Here is a 16,779-nt window from a genome sequence, read left to right on the forward strand (position 1 = left end):
CGAACTGGAGGCCACGGACGTGGCGAGGACGCTGCCGGACGGGTCCGGTGGCTGGGCGGCGCGTCTTAGCACGCGTCTTCGCGCGCTTCCTAGCCTGAGAGCGGTAACACGCTCGCTGATCTCCGAGATCGCCCCCAATCGCGAGCGCTGGATGCTGTGGGCGCCGGTGGCGTTCGGCCTGGGGGCGGCCGGCTATCTGGAGCTGAAGGCCGAGCCGTCGTGGGCGCTGCTGGTCGGCGCGACCCTGGGGCTGGCCGTCCTGGCGGGGCTGATCGGCCGTCGCGCGACGCGCGGTTTGCCGGTCTTCCTGGCGCTGGCGACGCTGCTGGCGGCCGGGGCGCTGGCGGGGAAGGTCCGCTCCCACGCCGTCGCCGCGCCGATCCTTTCGGGCGAGCGGGCGGTGATGACGATCGACGGCTTCGTGGTCGACGTGGTCAGCCCGGGCGCCGGCGGGCCGCGCCTGCTGATCGCCCCGGTCTCGATCAGCCGCCTGGCGCCCGAGGACACGCCCAAGCGGGTGCGGGTGACCGTCGAGGCCGAGGACATCGTCGCGCCGGGCCAGGCGATCCGTCTGCGGGCGATGCTGGGACCGCCGCCGCCGCCGGCCGCGCCCGGGGCCTACGATTTCGCCCGCGACGCCTGGTTCCACGGCGTGGGCGGGGTCGGGTTCGCGATCGGCCAGACGCGGCCCGTGGCGCTGGACCCGCCGCCCTGGCGGCTGCGCGCGGCCATGGCCGTCAACGCGCTGCGCTGGCGGCTGGCCAGCCGGATCGTCCGGGACATGGGCGTCGAGCGCGGCGGGATCGCCGCCGCCATGGTCACCGGTCACGAGGCCTGGATCACCCAGGACCAGACCGACGCCATGCGCGCCTCGGGCCTGGCCCACATCCTGTCGATCTCGGGCCTGCACATGGCCATCGTCGGCGGCTTCGCCTTCGGCCTGGTGCGCCTGCTGATCGCCGCCTGGCCGTGGGCGGCGCTGCGGGTTCCCGGCAAGAAGGTCGCGGCCCTGGCGGGGTTGGCGGCGGTCGGGACCTATCTGGCGGTGTCCGGCGCGCCGCCGCCGGCCCTGCGGGCGGCGATCACCGCCACCGTGGCCTTCGCCGCCATCCTCTTCGACCGCCAGGCCATCACCCTGCACGGCCTGGCGATCGCGGCCCTGGTCATCCTGCTGGTCCAGCCGGAGTCGGCGGGCGCGCCGGGCTTCCAGATGTCGTTCGCCGCCACCGCCGCCCTGGTGGCCCTGGCCGAGGCTTGGCCACGTCCGGTGCGCGAGATCTCGACGCCCTGGTGGATCCGCGCCATCCAGGGTGGGACCGGCTGGCTGGCGGTCAGCATCGGGGCCAGCTTCGTGGCGGGCATGGCCACCGGGCCGTTCGCCATGCAGCACTTCAACCGCGTGGCCGTCTGGGGCCTGCCCGCCAACTTGGCGGTGGCGCCGCTGTCGTCGTTCGTGATCATGCCGTTCCTGGCCCTGGGCGCGGCCCTGGAGCCCTTCGGCCTGGGCGCGCCGTTCCTGGCCGTGGCCGGCTGGGGCATCGCCGCGATGATGGGGATCGCCCAGGCCTTCGCCGGCCTCGGCGGGGCCCAGCACGTGGTGGCCAGCGGGCCGCCCTTCACCCTGGCCCTGGCGTTCGTGGGGCTGATGCTGCTGTGCCTGTGGCGGGGACGCCTGCGCTGGCTGGGCGCGCCCCTGGCCCTGGCGGTGGCCCTCTGGCCGCGTCCGACCCCGCCCGACGTCTGGATCGCGCCGGACGGCAGCACGGCGGCCGTGCGCCAGGGCGGAGAGGCGGTGCTGCTGCGGCCCGACGCCCGCCGGTTCGGAGCCGAGCTGTGGGGCCGCCGCCGGGGCCTGGTCGTGCCGGAGAGCGCCGCGCCCAGCCTGCTCTACGCCTGCGACCGCCGGTCCTGCGCCCCGACCGCTCGAGCCCCCGTGGCCCTGGCCTTGTCATGGAGCAAGACGGCGCCGGACTTCACCGACCTGGCGGCGATGTGCGGCCAGGCCGAGATCGTCGTCCTGCGCGGCGCCGCGGCGGCCGTGCCGCCGGCCTGCCGCGACCGGATCGTGCTCGACGCCGACGACTTCGCGGCCGGCGGCGCGGCCGAGCTCTATCGGCGCGGCGACGAATGGTGGATCGTCTGGGCCCAGCCGCTGCGGGGCGTCCGCCCCTGGAGCGGCGCGGCGAGGGGATAGCCATGCTGAAAGTGTGGGGACGGCGCAGCTCGGCCAATGTCCAGAAGGTGCTGTGGCTCGTCGGCGAACTGGACCTTCCGCACACGCATGTTCCGGCCGGCGGCGACTTCGGCGGGCTGGACGATCCGGCGTTCCGGGCGCTGAACCCGCACGGCAAGGTGCCGGTGATCGACGACGGCGGGGTGGTGGTCTGGGAGTCCCACGCCATCCTGCGCTACCTGGCGGCCGTCCATGGCGCGGACCGCTTCTGGGCCGCCGATCCCGCCGTCCGGGCGCCGATCGATGGCTGGATGGACTGGGCGCAGACGGCGCTGCAGCCCGCCTTCCTCACCGGTGTGTTCTGGGGCGGGTACCGCACGCCGGAGGCCCAGCGCGACGTCGGGGCCGTGGCGCGGGCCCTGGACCGGACGGTCGCCTGCCTGGCTCAGGTCGATCGTCTGTTGGCGGATCGTCCCTTCGTCGGCGGCGAGACCCTGTCCCTGGCCGACATCGCCATCGGGACCCATCTCTACCGATATTTCGAGCTGGAGATCGACCGGCCGGACCTTCCGCGCCTGGCGGCTTGGTTCGAGCGGCTGACGGCGCGGGCGGCCTATCGCGAGCACGTGATGGTCCGGTTCGGGGACCTGAAGGGGCGGTTGGCGTTCTGAGCCTTGTGGGCGAACGACGGAGGCGATCATGGAACGACACGGCGGCTGCGCCTGCGGGGCGGTGCGCTATGTGGCCAGCGGCGGACCGCTGCGGGTGGGCCTGTGCCATTGCCTGACCTGCCGCAAGCGCCACGGCGCGCCCTGCAACGCCTTCGCGGCCTTCCGCGCCGACAAGGTGCGGATCGAGGGACGGACCCAGGTCTGGGCCGGCGCCGAGCACGGCCTGCTGCACGGGTGTCCGATCTGCGGTTCGCCGCTGTTCTGGACGGCCGACGAGGAGGGCGACGACGAGATCGAGATCCACCTGGGCGGGCTGGACGAGGTCGGCCAGTTCACGCCGCAGTACGAGGTCTGGGTCAAGCGCCGCGAGCCGTGGATGGCGCCCCTGAACGTGCCGCAATATGTCGAGAACCGGCCGGCGGGGATGCCGACCTAGGGGCTATTCGAAACGCACGCTGAAGCTGCTGTAGCTGCGGGACGTGAAGCGGATCGTCAGATGCAGGGTGCGTCCCTCGATCGATTCGCCCGACTTGACCCTGGCGGCGACCCGGGAGGCGGCCAGCAGCTTCGCCGCCGCCTGGTCGAAACCGTAGCCGTCGGTCCGCGGCGCCCCCACCGAGCAGCCCTCCAGCGCGCCGTGCCCGCCGATCTTGCAGGTGGCCTCGACCACATCGGACACGCCCATGCGCTGGGCGTAGTCGGGATAGTACTGATCAGCTCGGAACTTGCCCGTGTTGATCTTCACCTCCTGCGCGCCGAGCGGGGCCTGGGTCGAAGCTGGGACGGGCGAAGCCATGGCGGCCGGCGCCGCCTGCAGGGCCAGGATGAACGGTAAGATCAAGGCGTGTTCCTTGAGGTGACGTCGTCCTTGGGTAGCTTGAGCATGGATCGCCGTCCACCACGCTCCCGCAATCTGGAACCCAAAAAAAAAGCGCTGAGTCCGGTCAGCCAGACTCAGCGCCTTACGATCTTGGTCCCGGCGTTCGCCGGGATGAGCGGACCAGAAACCTAGTGATAGCGCCGGATCAGGCCCACCAGCTTGCCCTGCACCTCGACCTGGTCGGGGCCGAAGATGCGGGTCTCGTACTTGGGGTTGGCCGCTTCCAGGGCGATCGAGCCGCCCTTCTTGCGCAGGCGCTTGAGGGTGGCTTCCTCGCCGACCAGGGCCACGACGATCTCGCCGCTGTTGGCCGTGTCGCCCTTCTTGATGATGACGTAGTCGCCGTCGAGGATGCCGGCCTCGATCATCGAGTCGCCCTGGACTTCCAGCACGTAGTGCTCGCCGCCGCCCAGCATGGTCTCGGGCACCGGCAGGCGCTCGCGTTCGTGCTGGATGGCGTCGATCGGGGTGCCGGCGGCGATGCGGCCCAGGATCGGCAGCTCGCGGGTGTTGTCGGCGGCGATCGGCGCGGCCGGGATCGACGGGGCCTGCCCGCCGCCCTCGACCACCTGCGGCTTGAAGGCGCCCCGTCCCTTGGGCGGGGAGGCCGTCGTCGCCTGCTGAGGCAGCTTGACCACTTCCAGCGCCCGGGCCCGGTGGGCCAGGCGGCGGATGAAACCGCGTTCCTCGAGCGCGGTGATCAGGCGGTGGATGCCGGACTTGGACGCCAGGTCCAGCGCCTCCTTCATCTCGTCGAAGGAGGGGGAGACGCCGGTCTCCTTGATCCGTTCGTGGATGAACATCAGCAGCTCGTGCTGCTTGCGCGTAAGCATGTCCGGCCTCGCCAGTCGTCGCGGAACAAACCGCAAACCTCTACGAATGTTCTCTAGGTGTTCTTCGTTGATGTCAAGTTAACGGTGTTCGCCGGAACGGCGGGCGAAAACGCTAGGAAATACAGGCCCCGATCCGGGATCTTGGTGACGCTCGACGGCGGTCCGGCCGAATCGAGGCCTGCCCGGCTTGACGGCCGGCCGCCCGAGGCGGAGCCTCCTGAACAACGATAAGTCACGGGAGGACGCGACCCATGGCCGAGCGCGCCTACGACCTGGTCCTGCGCGGCGGGACGGTGCTGGACGGGACCGGCGGCCCGGGCTTCGTCGCCGACGTGGCGGTCAGGGACGACCTGATCGCCACGATCGGGCCGGGCCTGGCGTCGGGCCGCGAGGAGATCGACGCGCGGGGCCGCCTGGTCACCCCGGGCTTCGTCGACATCCACACCCACTACGACGGCCAGGCCACCTGGGACACGTCGATGACGCCCAGCGCCGGGCATGGGGTCACCACCGTGGTGATGGGCAACTGCGGCGTGGGCTTCGCGCCCTGCCGGCCCGAGGACCGTGACCGGCTGATCCGCCTGATGGAGGGCGTCGAGGACATCCCGTTCCCGGTGCTGACCGAGGGCCTGCCCTGGGCCTGGGAGAGCTTTCCCGACTATCTGGATTTCCTGGCCGGCCGCGCCTTCGACGTCGACATCGGCGCCCAGCTGCCGCACGCGGCGCTGCGGGTGTTCGTGATGGGCCAGCGCGGGGCCGACCGCGAGCCGGCGACGCCCGCCGACATCGCCGCCATGGCCGCCATCGCCCGGCGGGCGGTCGAGGCGGGAGCCCTGGGCTTCTCCACCTCGCGGACGCTGAACCACCGCACCAGCGACGGCCAGCCGACCCCCACCCTGACGGCGGGCGAGGACGAACTGACCGGCATCGCCCTGGGCCTGGCCGCCGCCGGCAAGGGCGTGCTGCAGCTGGTCTCGGACTTCTTCCCCGACGGCCCGGCCGAGCTGGCCATGCTGCGGCGGATCGTCGAGCGGTCGGGGCGGCCGCTGTCGTTCTCGCTGGTCCAGAGCCCCAAGTCGCCCGAGGGCTGGAAGGCGATGCTGGCGGGCCTGGCCGAGGCCGTCGACGCCGGCCTGCCGATGAAGGCCCAGGTCTGCGGCCGGCCGGTGGGCGTGCTGTTCGGCCTGGAGCTGACCCTCAATCCGTTCAGCCAGAACCCGGTCTTCGCCGAGATCGCCAAGGCGTCCCTGGCCGACAAGGTCGCGGCCCTGAACGATCCCGACTTCCGCGTCCGGCTGCTGGTCCACGACGGCGACGCCAAGGGACCGTTCGCCGGCAGCGCGCTGCGCGCCTGGGACAACCTCTTCCCGATGGACGCCGTCCCCGACTACGAGCCGACCGCCGACCGGACGGTGGCGGCGATCGCGGCGCGGGAGGGACGCGACCCGGCCGCCGTGGCGCTGGACGCCATGCTGCGGAACGGCGGGCGCGGCATGCTCTACCACCCGTTCCTGAACTACGCCGACGGATCGCTGGACCCCAGCCTGGCCATGCTGCTGCATCGCGACACCGTGCCGGGCCTGTCCGACGGCGGCGCCCATGTGGGCATGATCTGCGACGGCAGCTTCCCGACCAGCAACCTCGTCCACTGGACGCGCGAGCGCACGCGCGGGCCGCGCATCCCGCTGGAGACCATGGTGGCGATGCAGACCCGCGACACCGCCGCCGCCGTGGGTCTGCTGGACCGGGGCCTGATCGCGCCCGGCTATCGGGCCGATCTCAACGTCATCGACTACGAGGGGCTGAGGCTGGAGGCGCCCGCCGTGGCCTACGACCTGCCGGCCGGCGGGCGGCGCCTGAGCCAGAAGGCGCACGGCTATGTCGCCACCGTCGTGGGCGGGGTGGTCACCCGGCGCGACGGCGAACCGACCGGCGCCTTGCCCGGCCGCCTGGTGCGCGGGGCGCGGGCGGCGCCTGCGGCCCTGGCGGCCGAATAGGGCGAGTCGGGACGCGGGAGATCAGTCGGAGGTTGACCGCACGCGCCGCCCTGCCTGTAGTGCCTTGGGCGACCATCGGATGGGCGGGCATGGATCGAATCTGGCTGTTGAACGCGGGCTGGCCGCGCGCCTTCTGGGTCAGCTACGCGGCCTTCGCGCTGTTCGAGGTGTGGGTCTGGCTGCGCGACCGGCGCGGGGCCGGCGGCCAGGACGCCGACCGGGGCAGCCTGCGGGCCCTGGTGGCGGTGATCGCCGCCGGGATCTTCGTCGCCTTCTTCGTGGCCTATACGCCCTCCACCGCCTTCGCCCGGCTGACGGCCTGGAAGGCCGAGGCGCGGCTGGCGGCCCTCGTCCTGATCTGGGGCGGGCTCGTGCTGCGCCTCTGGGCGATCCTGACGCTGGGGGCCTTCTTCCGGCGCACGGTGCATCTGCACGACGACCACCGGATGGTCACCTCGGGTCCGTACCGGATCGTCCGCAACCCCGCCTATCTGGGCAGCCTGCTGACCCTGGTCGGCGTCGGGCTGGGCCTGGGCAGCTGGCTTTCGGCCGTGGTCCTGGCGGTCGCCGGCCTGATCGCCTTCGGCCAGCGGATCCGGGTCGAGGACGCGGCCATGACCGCGCGCTTCGGCGAGGCCCATCTAGCCTATCGCAAACGCAAGGCCGCGCTGATCCCGCTGATCTGGTAGGCCGGCTCAGGGAGCCAGGTCGGACCGGTCCTTGGCCTTCAGCTGCAGCCAGTCCTGGAACGGTTGGTGGTAGGCCAGGTCGAAGACCTCGGCCTGGAGCTTGAAGGGCAGGTTGGCCTCGCTGTTCCACAGCATCACCACGCCCGTCCGGGTGGCGGGGTCGAACATCATGGTCGAGCGATAGCCGGTCACCGCCCCGCTGTGGCCGACCAGGCGGTGGCCCTTGTAGGTGAAGCTGCGCATCCCCAGGCCGTAGCCGGGATGCTGCAGCGAGCGGCCCAGCGGCGAGTTGCCGTAGGGGCGGCCGGTGTTGACGCGCGGGCGCTGGATGTCGGCCAGCACCCCGGCGGGCAGGACGGCGGGCGCCTGGCCCATCTGGGCCTGCATCCACCGCGCCAGGTCGACGATGTTGGAATTGACCCCGGCCGCGGCGGGCACCCGATAGTAGAAGTCGGTCAGGGGCGCGGTGTGGCCCCAGCGCGAGGGCGGCGCCCAGTGCGGCGCGTCCCGCAGGCCGTCCAGGCCGATGGTCGCGCTGGTCATGCCCAACGGCGCGAACAGCCGCTGGCGCGCCTCGTCGGCGTAGGATCGGTGGGTGGCGGCCTCCACGACCTCGCGGATCGTGTCGTAGGCGATGTTCTGGTAGCTGTGGCAGGTGGCCGGCGGGCACAGCAGGGGCACGGCCGCCAGGCTTTCGCGGATCATCTTCGGATCGCGTCCGCCCTCCAGCCAGCCGTCATAGGCGTTGCGGGGCAGGCCGGTGCGCTGGGACAGCAGCTGCTCGACCGTCAGGGTGTTCTGGGCGTCGTTCGGCAGGCGCAGGCTGACGCCGAACTTGCCCAGCGGGTCGTCCAGCGAGAACGCCCCTTCGTTCGCCAGGCGGGCGCTGAGCGTGGCGGCCACGGTCTTGGACAGCGAGGCCCAGCGGAAGACGGTGTCGGCGCCGACCTTCTCGCCGTCGCCCGGCGTGGTCCGCCCGTAGCCCTGGACGAACGACAGGCGGCCGTCCTCGACCACGGCGATGGCCAGGCCCTGCATGGACCGGTCGGTCATCATCGTCCGGATGCGGGCGTCCAGGGCGCGGTAATCGATCTGGCCGCGCCACGCGTCGGGCTTCAGGGGCAGGACGGCGGGCGTCGGCGGGGCGGTGACGGCGGTCGCGACGGCGGGCTCGGACGTCGGCTCGGTCGCGCGCCCGCGGTGCTGCGTCGCCAGGATCAGCGCCGCCAGGCCGACGACGGCGACGACGGCCAGGCCCGGCACCACGCGCCAGTCGCGCCAGAACCGACCTTTGCGGGCGTCCAGCTCTATCGGATCGAATTCGTTCAACGCCCTATCCCAGCAGGGCTCGGGTGGCGGCGGCCACGTCGGCCTGGCGCATCAGGCTCTCGCCGACCAGCATGGCCTTGGCCCCGGCCGCCTCCATCCGCACCACGTCCTCATGAGTGAAGACGCCGCTCTCGGTGACCAGCAGGGCGTCCTTGGGGGCCTGGGCGGCCAGGCGTTCGGTGACGGCCAGGTCGACCACGAAGCTCTTGAGGTCGCGGTTGTTGATCCCGACCAGGGTCGAGCCCAGTTGGCCGGCGCGGTCCATCTCGGCCTCGTCGTGCACCTCGACCAGGGCGTCCATGCCCAGGCGCGCGGCTTCCGCCATCAGGTCGGCGGCCAGGGCGTCGTCGATCATGGCCAGGATGACCAGGATGGCGTCGGCGCCCAGGGCGCGGCTCTCGGCCACCTGCCAGGGATCGACCAGGAAGTCCTTGCGGATGCAGGGCAGGGCGACGGCCGCGCGGGCGTCGATCAGGTAGCCGTCGGCGCCCTGGAAGCTGGGGCCGTCGGTCAGGACCGACAGGCAGGCCGCGCCGCCGGCGGCGTAGGCGCGGGCCAGGGCCGGCGGGTCGAAGTCGGCGCGGATCAGCCCTTTGGACGGCGAGGCCTTCTTGATCTCGGCGATCAGTGACAGCTTGCCGGGGCCGTGGGCGGCCTCCAGGGCGGCCTTGAAGCCCCGCGGGCTGCTGGCGGCGCGGGCGGCGGAATCGACCTGGGCGAAGGCGCGGCGGCGCTTACGGTCGGCGACGTCCTCGCGCTTGTAGGCGGCGATCTTGGCGAGGATATCGGTCATGCGGGAAGCGTTTCACTGTTGGTGGCGGCGACCAGCCCGGCCAGGGCGGCGCGGGCGCGGCCGTCGTCCAGCACCGCGCCGGCCAGTTCCACGCCTTCGCGCAGGGTCTCGACCTTGTCGGCCACCAGGAAGGCGGCGGCGGCGTTGAGCATGACGATGTCGCGGTACGGACCCTCGCGGCCGTCCAGCAGGGCGGTCAGGGCAGCGGCGTTGTAGGCGGGCTCGCCGCCGGTGATGTCGGCCAGGGCGGCGCGGGGCAGGCCCACGGCTTCCGGCGTGATCGTGAACAGCCGCAGGGACCCGTCGCGCCATTCGGCGACCTCGGTCTCGCCGGTGGTGGTCAGCTCGTCCATGCCGGCCCCGTGCACCGACCAGGCGCGCTCGGCGCCGAGCGCGCCCAGGGCCTTGGCCACGGGCTCGACGAAGCGGTGGGCCGAGACGCCCACGACCTGGCGCTTGGCGCCGGCCGGATTGGTCAGCGGGCCCAGCAGATTGAAGATCGTGCGGAAGCCCAGCTGCTGGCGGATCGGCGAGACGTGCTTCATCGCCCCGTGGTGCGACTGGGCGAACAGGAAGCAGATGCCGGCCGTGTCCAGCGCATGGCGCTGCTGGGCCAGGCTGGCGTCGATGTTCACGCCCAGGGCGGCCAGGACGTCGGCGGTGCCGGACTTGCTGGTGATCGCCCGGTTGCCGTGCTTGGCCACCTTCAGCCCGCCGCCGGCCGCCACGAAGCCCACGGCGGTGGAGATGTTCAAGGTGTGCAGGCCGTCGCCGCCGGTGCCGCAGACGTCGACCACGTCATAGGGGTGGTCCAGGTGGATGGCCGCGCGGCGCATGGCGCGGGCGCAGGCGGTGATCTCGCCCACGGTCTCGCCGCGCAGGCGCATGGCGGTGACCGCCGCGGCCACCTGGGCGGGCGTCGGTTCGCCACGCAGGCAGGCGGCGAAGAAGATCTCGGCGTCGTCCTCGTCGAGGGTCTGGCCGTCGGCCAGCTTGGCCAGCAGGGGCTTGAAGGCGTCGGACATCGGCTAGACCCAGATCGCCGCGTCGCGCTTGACCTTGGCCAGGTCCAGGAAGTTGGCCAGCAGCTGGTGGCCGCCCTCGGTGGCGATGGACTCGGGGTGGAACTGCACGCCGTAGACGGGGCGGGTCTTGTGCTGCACGCCCATGATCTCGCCGTCCTCGGTCCAGGCGGTGATCTCCAGGTCGGCGGGCAGGGTGGCCTTGTCGACCGCCAGGCTGTGGTAGCGCGTGGCGATGAACGGGTTGGGCAGGCCTTTGAACACGCCCTGGTCGTTGTGGAAGATCTTGCTGGTCTTGCCGTGCATCACTTCCTTGGCGCGGATCACCTCGCCGCCGTAGGCCTGGCCGATGGCCTGGTGGCCGAGGCACACGCCCAGGATCGCCAGGTCGTCGGGCGCGCCGCGGAGCAGCGGCAGGCAGATGCCGGCCTGGTCGGGGGCCTTGGGGCCGGGCGACAGCAGGACCGCGTTCGGCCGCAGACCCAGGGCTTCCTGCACCGACAGGTCGTCGTTGCGATGCACGACGGTGTCGGCCCCCAGCTCGTTCAGATAGTGGACGAGGTTGTAGGTGAAGCTGTCGTAGTTATCGATGACCAGGATCATGACGCCGCCTTTCCAGGTTCAGCCTTCTAGCCGGTTTCACCGAAAAGGTGAGGGTCTTCGCGGCAAGTTTTTCTGCGGGGGCGCTCAGCCGGCCGACCAGCGCGCCGGGCAGCGTGAAAGCGTCGCATTGCTTCATCTGGGGGCTGGGGCATGCTGACGCCATGAACCCCGCTGATTCCGCCCTCGATTCCGCCGCGATCGCCTACGCCCGGGCTCTGCTGCGCAAGCCGATGCGCCGGCAGAAGATGGGACCGGTCCTGGCCGCCGCCGCCTTCGCGGCGTTCAGCGCCGTGACCTTCGCGGTGGTGATGGTGGTGGCCCCGCCGGCGGTCGTCCAGCACCTGCCGTCCGACCGCCTCGACGGAAACTAGGCGAAGCGCCCAATTCTAGGCGAAGCGCCAAGCCTCTTCGGCCGCGCGCTTGAGGGCCCGCGACTTGTGCAGGGTCTCGTCGTACTCGGCGTCCGGGTCGCTGTCGGCCACGACGCCGCCGCCGGCCTGGACGTACATCATGCCGTCCTTGACCAGGGCCGTGCGCAGCACGATGCAGGTGTCGACCGAGCCGTCGGCGCCGATGTAGCCGACCGCGCCGGCGTAGCCGATGCCGCGCTTCTCGATCTCCAGCTCGTCGATGATCTCCATGGCCCGCACCTTGGGCGCGCCCGAGAGCGTGCCGGCGGGCAGGGCGGCCATCAGCACGTCGACCGGATCCACGCCGTCCGGCGCGTCGCCCTCGACGTTGGAGACGATGTGCATGACGTGGCTGTAGCGCTCGATCTTGAAGCTGTCGGTCACCCGCACGTTGGCGTGCTTGCCCTTGGCGGCCGGATCGTTGCTGCCGGCGTGCTTGAGCATCGCCACGCGGCCCACGTCGTTGCGGCCCAGGTCCAGCAGCATCAGGTGCTCGGACCGTTCCTTGGGATCGGCCAGCAGCTCCTTCTCCAGCGCCAGGTCCTGCTCGGGCGTGGCGCCGCGCGGACGGGTGCCGGCGATCGGGCGGATCGTGATCTTGCCGTCGCGCAGCCGCACCAGGATCTCCGGCGAGGAGCCGACCAGGTTGAAGCCGTCCAGGTCCAGGAAATACAGGAACGGCGACGGATTGGTCCGGCGCAGCGAGCGGTACAGGGCGAACGGCTCCAGCGGGAACGGCGCGCGGAAGCGGTGGCTGGGCACCACCTGGAAGATGTCGCCGGCCCGGATGTACTCCTTGGCCTTCTCGACCACCTCGGCGTAGTCGGCGCGGCTGACCGGAGTGGTGAACTCGGCCTGGCCGTGGCTCTGGCGCGGGGCCTGCTGGGTCAGCGGGCCGCGCAGGTCGGCCATCACCGACTCGATCCGGCCCTGGGCGGCCGCATAGGCGTCGGCGGCCGACACGCCCGCCTGGGGACGCGCGGTGGTGACCAGGATGATCTCCTGGGCGATGGCGTCGAACACGGCCACGATCGACGGCCGGGTCATGATCCCGTCCGGCAGGCCCAGGGTGTCCTGGTTGACGTCCGGCAGGCGTTCGGCCAGGCGGACCATGTCGTAGCCCAGGGCCCCGAACACGCCGGCCGACGGCGGCGGCAGGCCGGCCGGCAGCTCGATCCGCGAGCGGGCGATCAGGTCGCGCAGGCTGTCCAGCGCGCCGCCCGCCTGGGGCGTGAAGCGGCCGGCGGCGATGTCGTCGCCCTCGGCGATCTCGGCCTGGTCGCCGCGGCAGCGCCAGACCAGGTCCGGCTTCATGGCCACGATCGAATAGCGCCCGCGCCAGGCGCCGCCCTCGACGCTTTCGAACAGGAAGGCGTACGGCCGCCCGTGACCGATCTTCAGATAGGCCGAGACCGGGGTCTCCAGGTCGTCGATCAGCCGGGTCCAAACCACCTGCGGGCGGCCGGACTCGTAGGCGGCGGTAAAGGCGTCGAGCGCGGGCTCCAGGCTCATTGAGCCAGACCCTTGGGAGCCTTTTTCGCCGGAGTCTTGCCGTCCTCGGAGGGCAGGGCGCTGGTGTCGACGCCGATCGCCTGGCGGGCCAGGGTCAGGTTGACCTTGGTCTTCAGCTCGGTCTTGGCCGCGTCCTGGGCCGACTGGCCGATGGCGCGGAACAGGCCCTGCGAGACCTGCGGGCGCATGGCCTCGGTGATCTGGGCCATCTGCTCGGGCGAGCCGGAGTGGATCTTCTCGACCATGGCGACCAGGTAGCCGCCCTGCGGGCCGCGGGCGACGAACGGCTGGCCCGGCTTGGCGCCGAAGGTGCTGATCAGCAGGTCGCGGCCCAGGCCCTGGAACTGGCGGGCGTTCTGGCGGGTGATGTTGGGGACGCGCTGCACCTGGGTCTGGGACGCGGCGGCGACGGCCTCCAGCGACTCGCCCTTCTTGACCCGCTCGCTCAGCGCGTCGGCCTTGGCCTTCATGCGCTGGAACAGCTGGTCCAGCTGCCACTGCTGCGCCAGGGGCGCGCGGACCTCGGCCAGCGGCGGCATGGCCGACGGGATGACCTTCTCGACGCGGACGGCGAAATACTCGCCCTTGCCGGCCTCGATCAGTTCGCTCTCGCCGCCGGCGGGCAGTTCGAAGGCGGTCTTCAGGGCGTCCGGGGTCAGGGCGGGGTCGGGCTGACCGCCCTGGTCGACGCCGGTGGCGGCGACCGGCGCGGTGGTCCGCACGAAGGCGCCGGCCTTGGTGGCCGCGTCGATCAGGTTGGCGCCGCCGTCGTGGGCGTCCTGGTAGGCCTGGGTCTGCTCATAGGCCTTGGCCTGGGCGGCCTGGGCCTTCAGCTCGGCCTCGATGGCGGGGCGTTGCGATTCCAGGCTGGGCGTGGTGGCGGGGTTGATCTTGACCAGCTTGACCACCGAGAGGCCGAACTCGCCGGCGACCGGGGCGCTGACCTGGCCGGCCGCCAGGGCGAACACGGCGTCGGCCACCTTGCGGTCGGGCAGGGCGGTCTTGGGCTTGGAGTCGATCACCAGCGGCTGCTTGCCGTAGGCGCTCGCGATGGCGGCGGGCGCGTCGCCCTTGGTCAGGCGCTGGACGATCGTCGCGGCGGCCTTGGCGTCGGGAGCCTGGATCTGGACGAACGAGCGGGTCTCGGCCGTGCCCAGGGTGTCCTTGCGGAAGTTGTAGGTCTTGACGATCTCGGCCTCGGGCACGGTCACCGTGGCCTCCAGGGCCTTGGCGCTGAAGCGGGCCACCGACAGGACCCGGGTCTCGGGCCGGGTCAGCTGGGCGGCGTGCTCCTTCATGAAGGCCTGCAGCTGGGCGTCGGTCGGCGCGCCCGGCTTCTCGACGGTGGCCGGATTGATCGCGAAGGCGGCCAGGTCGCGGCCTTCCAGGGCGTAGGCGGCCTGCAGGGCCGAATAGAGGCGCGGCGCGCGCAGACCGGCGGCGACGGCGCTGAAGGTGTGGGTCTGGGCGATGTCGTCGCGCAGCGAGGCTTCGAAGCGGGCCGGGGTCAGGTCGTTCTGGGCCAGCAGGCGCTGGTACAGCTGGTTGTCGAACTTGCCGGTGATCGGGTCGAACGGACGCTGGCCCGGGGGCAGGGCGGCCAGCTGCTCGCGCAGGGTGTCGGCCACCAGCTTGTCGGACGCGCGCACGCCCATCTTGTGCAGCAGCTCGGCCAGGGATTCCTGCAGGGCCAGCTGGGTCAGCATCTTGCGGTCGACGCCCTGCTGGACGGCGATGTCCGGCGTGATCGTCTGGCCCTGGGCCTGCTCGCGCTTCCGGAAGTTCTCGAACTGCGCCTTGAAGTCCTCCGGGCTCATGTTCCGCGAGCCGGCCGCGATCACCCACTTGCCGGGGGGATGGCGGAACACGTCGCTGATGCCGAACACCGCGAAGCTGACGATGAGCAGACCAAACAGGACCACCGCGAACGGCGATTTGGCGAAGGAGCGGAAGCCGGCGAGCATGACTGGGAGAAACCTTCCTCGAAAATCGCGGGTTCTCCGCAGGGCCAAGGCCCTAGCGAAGAAGCGGACGCGAGCAGCGGGTATAGTAGAGCCGCGGGGCGCCGGGCAAGCGGCGGCGGGTTCGACCGGTCTTGACTTCCGTCTCGCCAAGGGTCCCAAACCGGGTCCATGACCCTTTCGCTGACGACGCCCCGGCCGCTGATCGCCGGAAATTGGAAGATGTTCGGGCTGGAGGCCTCGCTGGACGAGGCGCGGGCGGTGGCGGCGGCCCTGGCGGCCAAGCCGCCCGCCGCCCGGGTGGCCATCTGCCCGGCGGCCACCCTGCTGAGCCGGATGGCCGAGGCCATGGCGGGCGAGGCGGTGATCGTCGGCGGCCAGGACTGCCATCCGGCCGCGGCGGGGCCCCATACCGGCGACATCTCGGCGGCGATGCTGGCCGACGCCGGCGCCACCTTGGTGATTCTCGGCCATTCCGAACGCCGCGCCGCCTACAAGGAGAGCGACGCCCTGGTGTCGGCCAAGGTCGAGGCCGCCCTGGCCGCCGGCCTGGAGCCGATCGTCTGCTTCGGCGAGACCCTGGCCCAGCGCGACGCCGGCCAGGCCGAGGCGGTGGTCACGGGCATGGCCCGCGAGTCGCTGCCGGCCGCCCTGGCGGGTCAGGCCTTCGCCGTGGCCTACGAGCCGGTCTGGGCGATCGGCACCGGCCGCACCCCGACCCCGGAAGACATCGAGCACATCCACGAGGCCCTGCGGGCCGTGCTGGTCGAACGGTTTGGCCAGCACGGCGCGACCGTGCCGATCCTCTACGGCGGCTCGGTCAAGCCCGACAACGCGCGGGAAATCCTGGCGGCGCCCGAGGTCGGCGGCGCCCTGGTCGGCGGCGCCTCGCTGAAGGCGGCCGACTTCCTGGCGATCATCGAGGCGGCTTAGGGCCTAGGGAGCGAGCTGGGCGGCCATGGGCGGCGCGGGCCGGGCCGACCAGGCGCCGATCCGCCGGGCCACCTCGCTGGGGCCGGCGGCGTCCAGCGCCTCCTCGAAAGCGTCCAGCGCATCCAGCAGCTCGTCGCCGAAGAAGATCCCCGACCACTGGCCGCCCACGAACGCGGGGAGGCAGGCGTCCACGTCGCGGGCGGCCGCTTCGAGGTCGGGCGTCTTGTTGGCCAGAAGGGCGAGGTTCTGCAGGGTTACCCGGACCCGCTGGATCGCCAACGCCACCGTTCCGGCGACATCTTCTGGAGAGGTTTCGACAGCGATCTTACGGACCGCTTTGAGATGATCAGAGATGTGTTTGGAACTCGACATAGTACAACTCCTAACGCTCGAACCCGATATTCCGCCATCTCCCGATTTTTGAGATCGGGGAAAACCCTGGTCTCGGCCGCCGTTTTTCCCGCACCTTAGGTTGTGAAGCTCGGGTCGCCATATCGATTTTCGGTTGTTAGCGCTCCCACGGGTTGTGCTTGCGCGGAGGGGACATGCACTCAGGGCGGTGCGCCGGCCAGGTTCGCGGGGCGTGCGATGTGAGTGCGTGTCCCCCAAGTCGTCCGCTGACGGGGACATGCCCTTGGGGCGTGTCCCCAGGTCTCGCGCGGCGCCAGGTGGTTGGGGACACGCCGCAAGGGCATGTCCCCGGTCGGACTTAATCCTCGGCGGATAGCGAACAGACTTCAGCGTTTTCAATGCCTTGAACTTTTTCGACCGAACTTGTCCTCACCCTTCCAGGCGCCCGTATCCTGATCCCACCTGAAAGCAGGGAAGGGCGTCCGGCCGGCGACCGAACGGCTTTCGGGGGTGGACGAGCGGGAAGCGCTCGCCGGTGGTCTTGAGTGACGCCTTCGCGGCGGTCCTGGGCAGGTTCTTCTGTGAAGACGAAACCCAGGCGGCGGGGGATCGGCGGACGCAA

General features: G+C 71.6%; 16 protein-coding genes. 7 read left to right on the plus strand and 9 right to left on the minus strand.

Annotated features, from left to right (window positions below):
• Nucleotides 1-151 precede the first annotated feature (151 nt).
• The 3 genes from BR39_RS0114970 to BR39_RS0114980 are packed head-to-tail and all read left to right on the plus strand — an operon-like array spanning nt 152 to nt 3,280.
• Entirely contained in the window at nt 152-2,194 is a 2,043-nt protein-coding gene (locus BR39_RS0114970; protein WP_081916817.1) for a ComEC/Rec2 family competence protein, read from the plus strand.
• 2 nt (nt 2,195-2,196) lie between these two features.
• Nucleotides 2,197-2,844 (plus strand): glutathione S-transferase family protein, encoded by a 648-nt coding sequence (locus tag BR39_RS0114975; RefSeq protein WP_035018460.1) that lies wholly within the window; start codon nt 2,197-2,199, stop codon nt 2,842-2,844.
• 28 nt (nt 2,845-2,872) lie between these two features.
• Nucleotides 2,873-3,280: a GFA family protein gene (locus BR39_RS0114980; protein ID WP_029913402.1), complete on the plus strand. Its 408-nt coding sequence runs from the start codon at nt 2,873-2,875 to the stop codon at nt 3,278-3,280.
• Between the two features lie 3 nt (nt 3,281-3,283).
• Here BR39_RS0114980 and BR39_RS0114985 read toward each other — a convergent pair whose 3' ends face one another.
• Together BR39_RS0114985 and lexA are read right to left on the minus strand one after the other, a co-directional pair.
• Nucleotides 3,284-3,685, minus strand: coding sequence for an energy transducer TonB (locus BR39_RS0114985; protein WP_029913404.1), 402 nt, complete (start codon nt 3,683-3,685; stop codon nt 3,284-3,286).
• A gap of 167 nt (nt 3,686-3,852) precedes the next feature.
• Complete coding sequence (gene lexA, locus BR39_RS0114990) at nt 3,853-4,557, minus strand: transcriptional repressor LexA (protein ID WP_029913406.1); 705 nt, start codon at nt 4,555-4,557, stop codon at nt 3,853-3,855.
• 251 nt (nt 4,558-4,808) lie between these two features.
• Here lexA and BR39_RS0114995 point away from each other — a divergent pair, with 251 nt between their 5' ends.
• Nucleotides 4,809-6,554, plus strand: coding sequence for an amidohydrolase family protein (locus BR39_RS0114995; protein ID WP_029913410.1), 1,746 nt, complete (start codon nt 4,809-4,811; stop codon nt 6,552-6,554).
• 89 nt (nt 6,555-6,643) lie between these two features.
• On the plus strand, nt 6,644-7,243 hold the full coding sequence (locus BR39_RS25860) for an isoprenylcysteine carboxylmethyltransferase family protein (protein ID WP_051695735.1): 600 nt from the start codon (nt 6,644-6,646) through the stop codon (nt 7,241-7,243).
• Nucleotides 7,244-7,249: 6 nt separating this feature from the next.
• On the opposite strand, the gene BR39_RS0115005 is transcribed toward BR39_RS25860, so the two are convergent.
• From BR39_RS0115005 to BR39_RS0115020, 4 genes are read right to left on the minus strand one after another with little or no spacing between them, the layout of a single operon-like run.
• On the minus strand, nt 7,250-8,572 hold the full coding sequence (locus BR39_RS0115005) for a serine hydrolase (RefSeq protein WP_035018461.1): 1,323 nt from the start codon (nt 8,570-8,572) through the stop codon (nt 7,250-7,252).
• Nucleotides 8,573-8,576: 4 nt separating this feature from the next.
• Nucleotides 8,577-9,365 carry an indole-3-glycerol phosphate synthase TrpC gene (gene trpC, locus BR39_RS0115010; protein ID WP_029913418.1) on the minus strand — a complete coding sequence of 263 codons (789 nt, stop codon included), beginning with the start codon at nt 9,363-9,365 and terminating at the stop codon, nt 8,577-8,579.
• Nucleotides 9,362-10,390 (minus strand): anthranilate phosphoribosyltransferase, encoded by a 1,029-nt coding sequence (gene trpD, locus BR39_RS0115015; protein ID WP_029913421.1) that lies wholly within the window; start codon nt 10,388-10,390, stop codon nt 9,362-9,364. Before trpD ends, trpC begins: the two co-directional genes overlap by 4 nt.
• 3 nt (nt 10,391-10,393) lie before the next feature.
• The gene (locus tag BR39_RS0115020) at nt 10,394-10,990 is read right to left on the minus strand and encodes an aminodeoxychorismate/anthranilate synthase component II (RefSeq protein ID WP_029913423.1); all 597 of its coding nucleotides are present in this window, start codon (nt 10,988-10,990) and stop codon (nt 10,394-10,396) included.
• A gap of 161 nt (nt 10,991-11,151) precedes the next feature.
• Between BR39_RS0115020 and BR39_RS26760 the strand changes: the two genes are divergently transcribed.
• The gene (locus BR39_RS26760; protein ID WP_029913427.1) at nt 11,152-11,361 is read left to right on the plus strand and encodes a hypothetical protein; all 210 of its coding nucleotides are present in this window, start codon (nt 11,152-11,154) and stop codon (nt 11,359-11,361) included.
• Between the two features lie 15 nt (nt 11,362-11,376).
• On the opposite strand, the gene trpE is transcribed toward BR39_RS26760, so the two are convergent.
• Complete coding sequence (gene trpE / locus BR39_RS0115030) at nt 11,377-12,912, minus strand: anthranilate synthase component I (RefSeq protein WP_029913430.1); 1,536 nt, start codon at nt 12,910-12,912, stop codon at nt 11,377-11,379.
• Nucleotides 12,909-14,876 carry a peptidylprolyl isomerase gene (locus tag BR39_RS0115035; RefSeq protein ID WP_029913432.1) on the minus strand — a complete coding sequence of 656 codons (1,968 nt, stop codon included), beginning with the start codon at nt 14,874-14,876 and terminating at the stop codon, nt 12,909-12,911. The genes trpE and BR39_RS0115035 overlap by 4 nt, the downstream gene beginning before the upstream one ends.
• A 168-nt stretch (nt 14,877-15,044) precedes the next feature.
• On the opposite strand from BR39_RS0115035, the gene tpiA reads away from it, so the two are divergent.
• Nucleotides 15,045-15,806, plus strand: a complete 762-nt coding sequence (gene tpiA, locus BR39_RS0115040) for a triose-phosphate isomerase (RefSeq protein ID WP_029913435.1) — start codon at nt 15,045-15,047, stop codon at nt 15,804-15,806.
• Nucleotides 15,807-15,809: 3 nt separating this feature from the next.
• Here the strand turns inward: tpiA and BR39_RS0115045 are convergent, their stop codons facing one another.
• Nucleotides 15,810-16,091: a hypothetical protein gene (locus BR39_RS0115045; protein ID WP_156035778.1), complete on the minus strand. Its 282-nt coding sequence runs from the start codon at nt 16,089-16,091 to the stop codon at nt 15,810-15,812.
• Between the last annotated feature and the right edge of the window lie 688 nt (nt 16,092-16,779).

It is taken from the genome of Caulobacter sp. UNC358MFTsu5.1, assembly GCF_000712075.1.
GTDB lineage: Bacteria > Pseudomonadota > Alphaproteobacteria > Caulobacterales > Caulobacteraceae > Caulobacter.

Excerpts from the sequence above, each read along its gene's own strand:
- BR39_RS0114970 (WP_081916817.1), top strand. The coding sequence starts at position 152 with ATGCTGTGGGCGCCGGTGGCGTTCGGCCTGGGGGCGGCCGGCTATCTG.
- BR39_RS0114975 (WP_035018460.1), top strand. The coding sequence starts at position 2,197 with ATGCTGAAAGTGTGGGGACGGCGCAGCTCGGCCAATGTCCAGAAGGTG.
- BR39_RS0114980 (WP_029913402.1), top strand. The coding sequence starts at position 2,873 with ATGGAACGACACGGCGGCTGCGCCTGCGGGGCGGTGCGCTATGTGGCC.
- lexA (WP_029913406.1), bottom strand. The coding sequence starts at position 4,557 with ATGCTTACGCGCAAGCAGCACGAGCTGCTGATGTTCATCCACGAACGG.
- BR39_RS0114995 (WP_029913410.1), top strand. The coding sequence starts at position 4,809 with ATGGCCGAGCGCGCCTACGACCTGGTCCTGCGCGGCGGGACGGTGCTG.
- BR39_RS25860 (WP_051695735.1), top strand. The coding sequence starts at position 6,644 with ATGGATCGAATCTGGCTGTTGAACGCGGGCTGGCCGCGCGCCTTCTGG.
- trpC (WP_029913418.1), bottom strand. The coding sequence starts at position 9,365 with ATGACCGATATCCTCGCCAAGATCGCCGCCTACAAGCGCGAGGACGTC.
- trpD (WP_029913421.1), bottom strand. The coding sequence starts at position 10,390 with ATGTCCGACGCCTTCAAGCCCCTGCTGGCCAAGCTGGCCGACGGCCAG.
- BR39_RS0115020 (WP_029913423.1), bottom strand. The coding sequence starts at position 10,990 with ATGATCCTGGTCATCGATAACTACGACAGCTTCACCTACAACCTCGTC.
- BR39_RS26760 (WP_029913427.1), top strand. The coding sequence starts at position 11,152 with ATGAACCCCGCTGATTCCGCCCTCGATTCCGCCGCGATCGCCTACGCC.
- trpE (WP_029913430.1), bottom strand. The coding sequence starts at position 12,912 with ATGAGCCTGGAGCCCGCGCTCGACGCCTTTACCGCCGCCTACGAGTCC.
- BR39_RS0115035 (WP_029913432.1), bottom strand. The coding sequence starts at position 14,876 with ATGCTCGCCGGCTTCCGCTCCTTCGCCAAATCGCCGTTCGCGGTGGTC.
- tpiA (WP_029913435.1), top strand. The coding sequence starts at position 15,045 with ATGACCCTTTCGCTGACGACGCCCCGGCCGCTGATCGCCGGAAATTGG.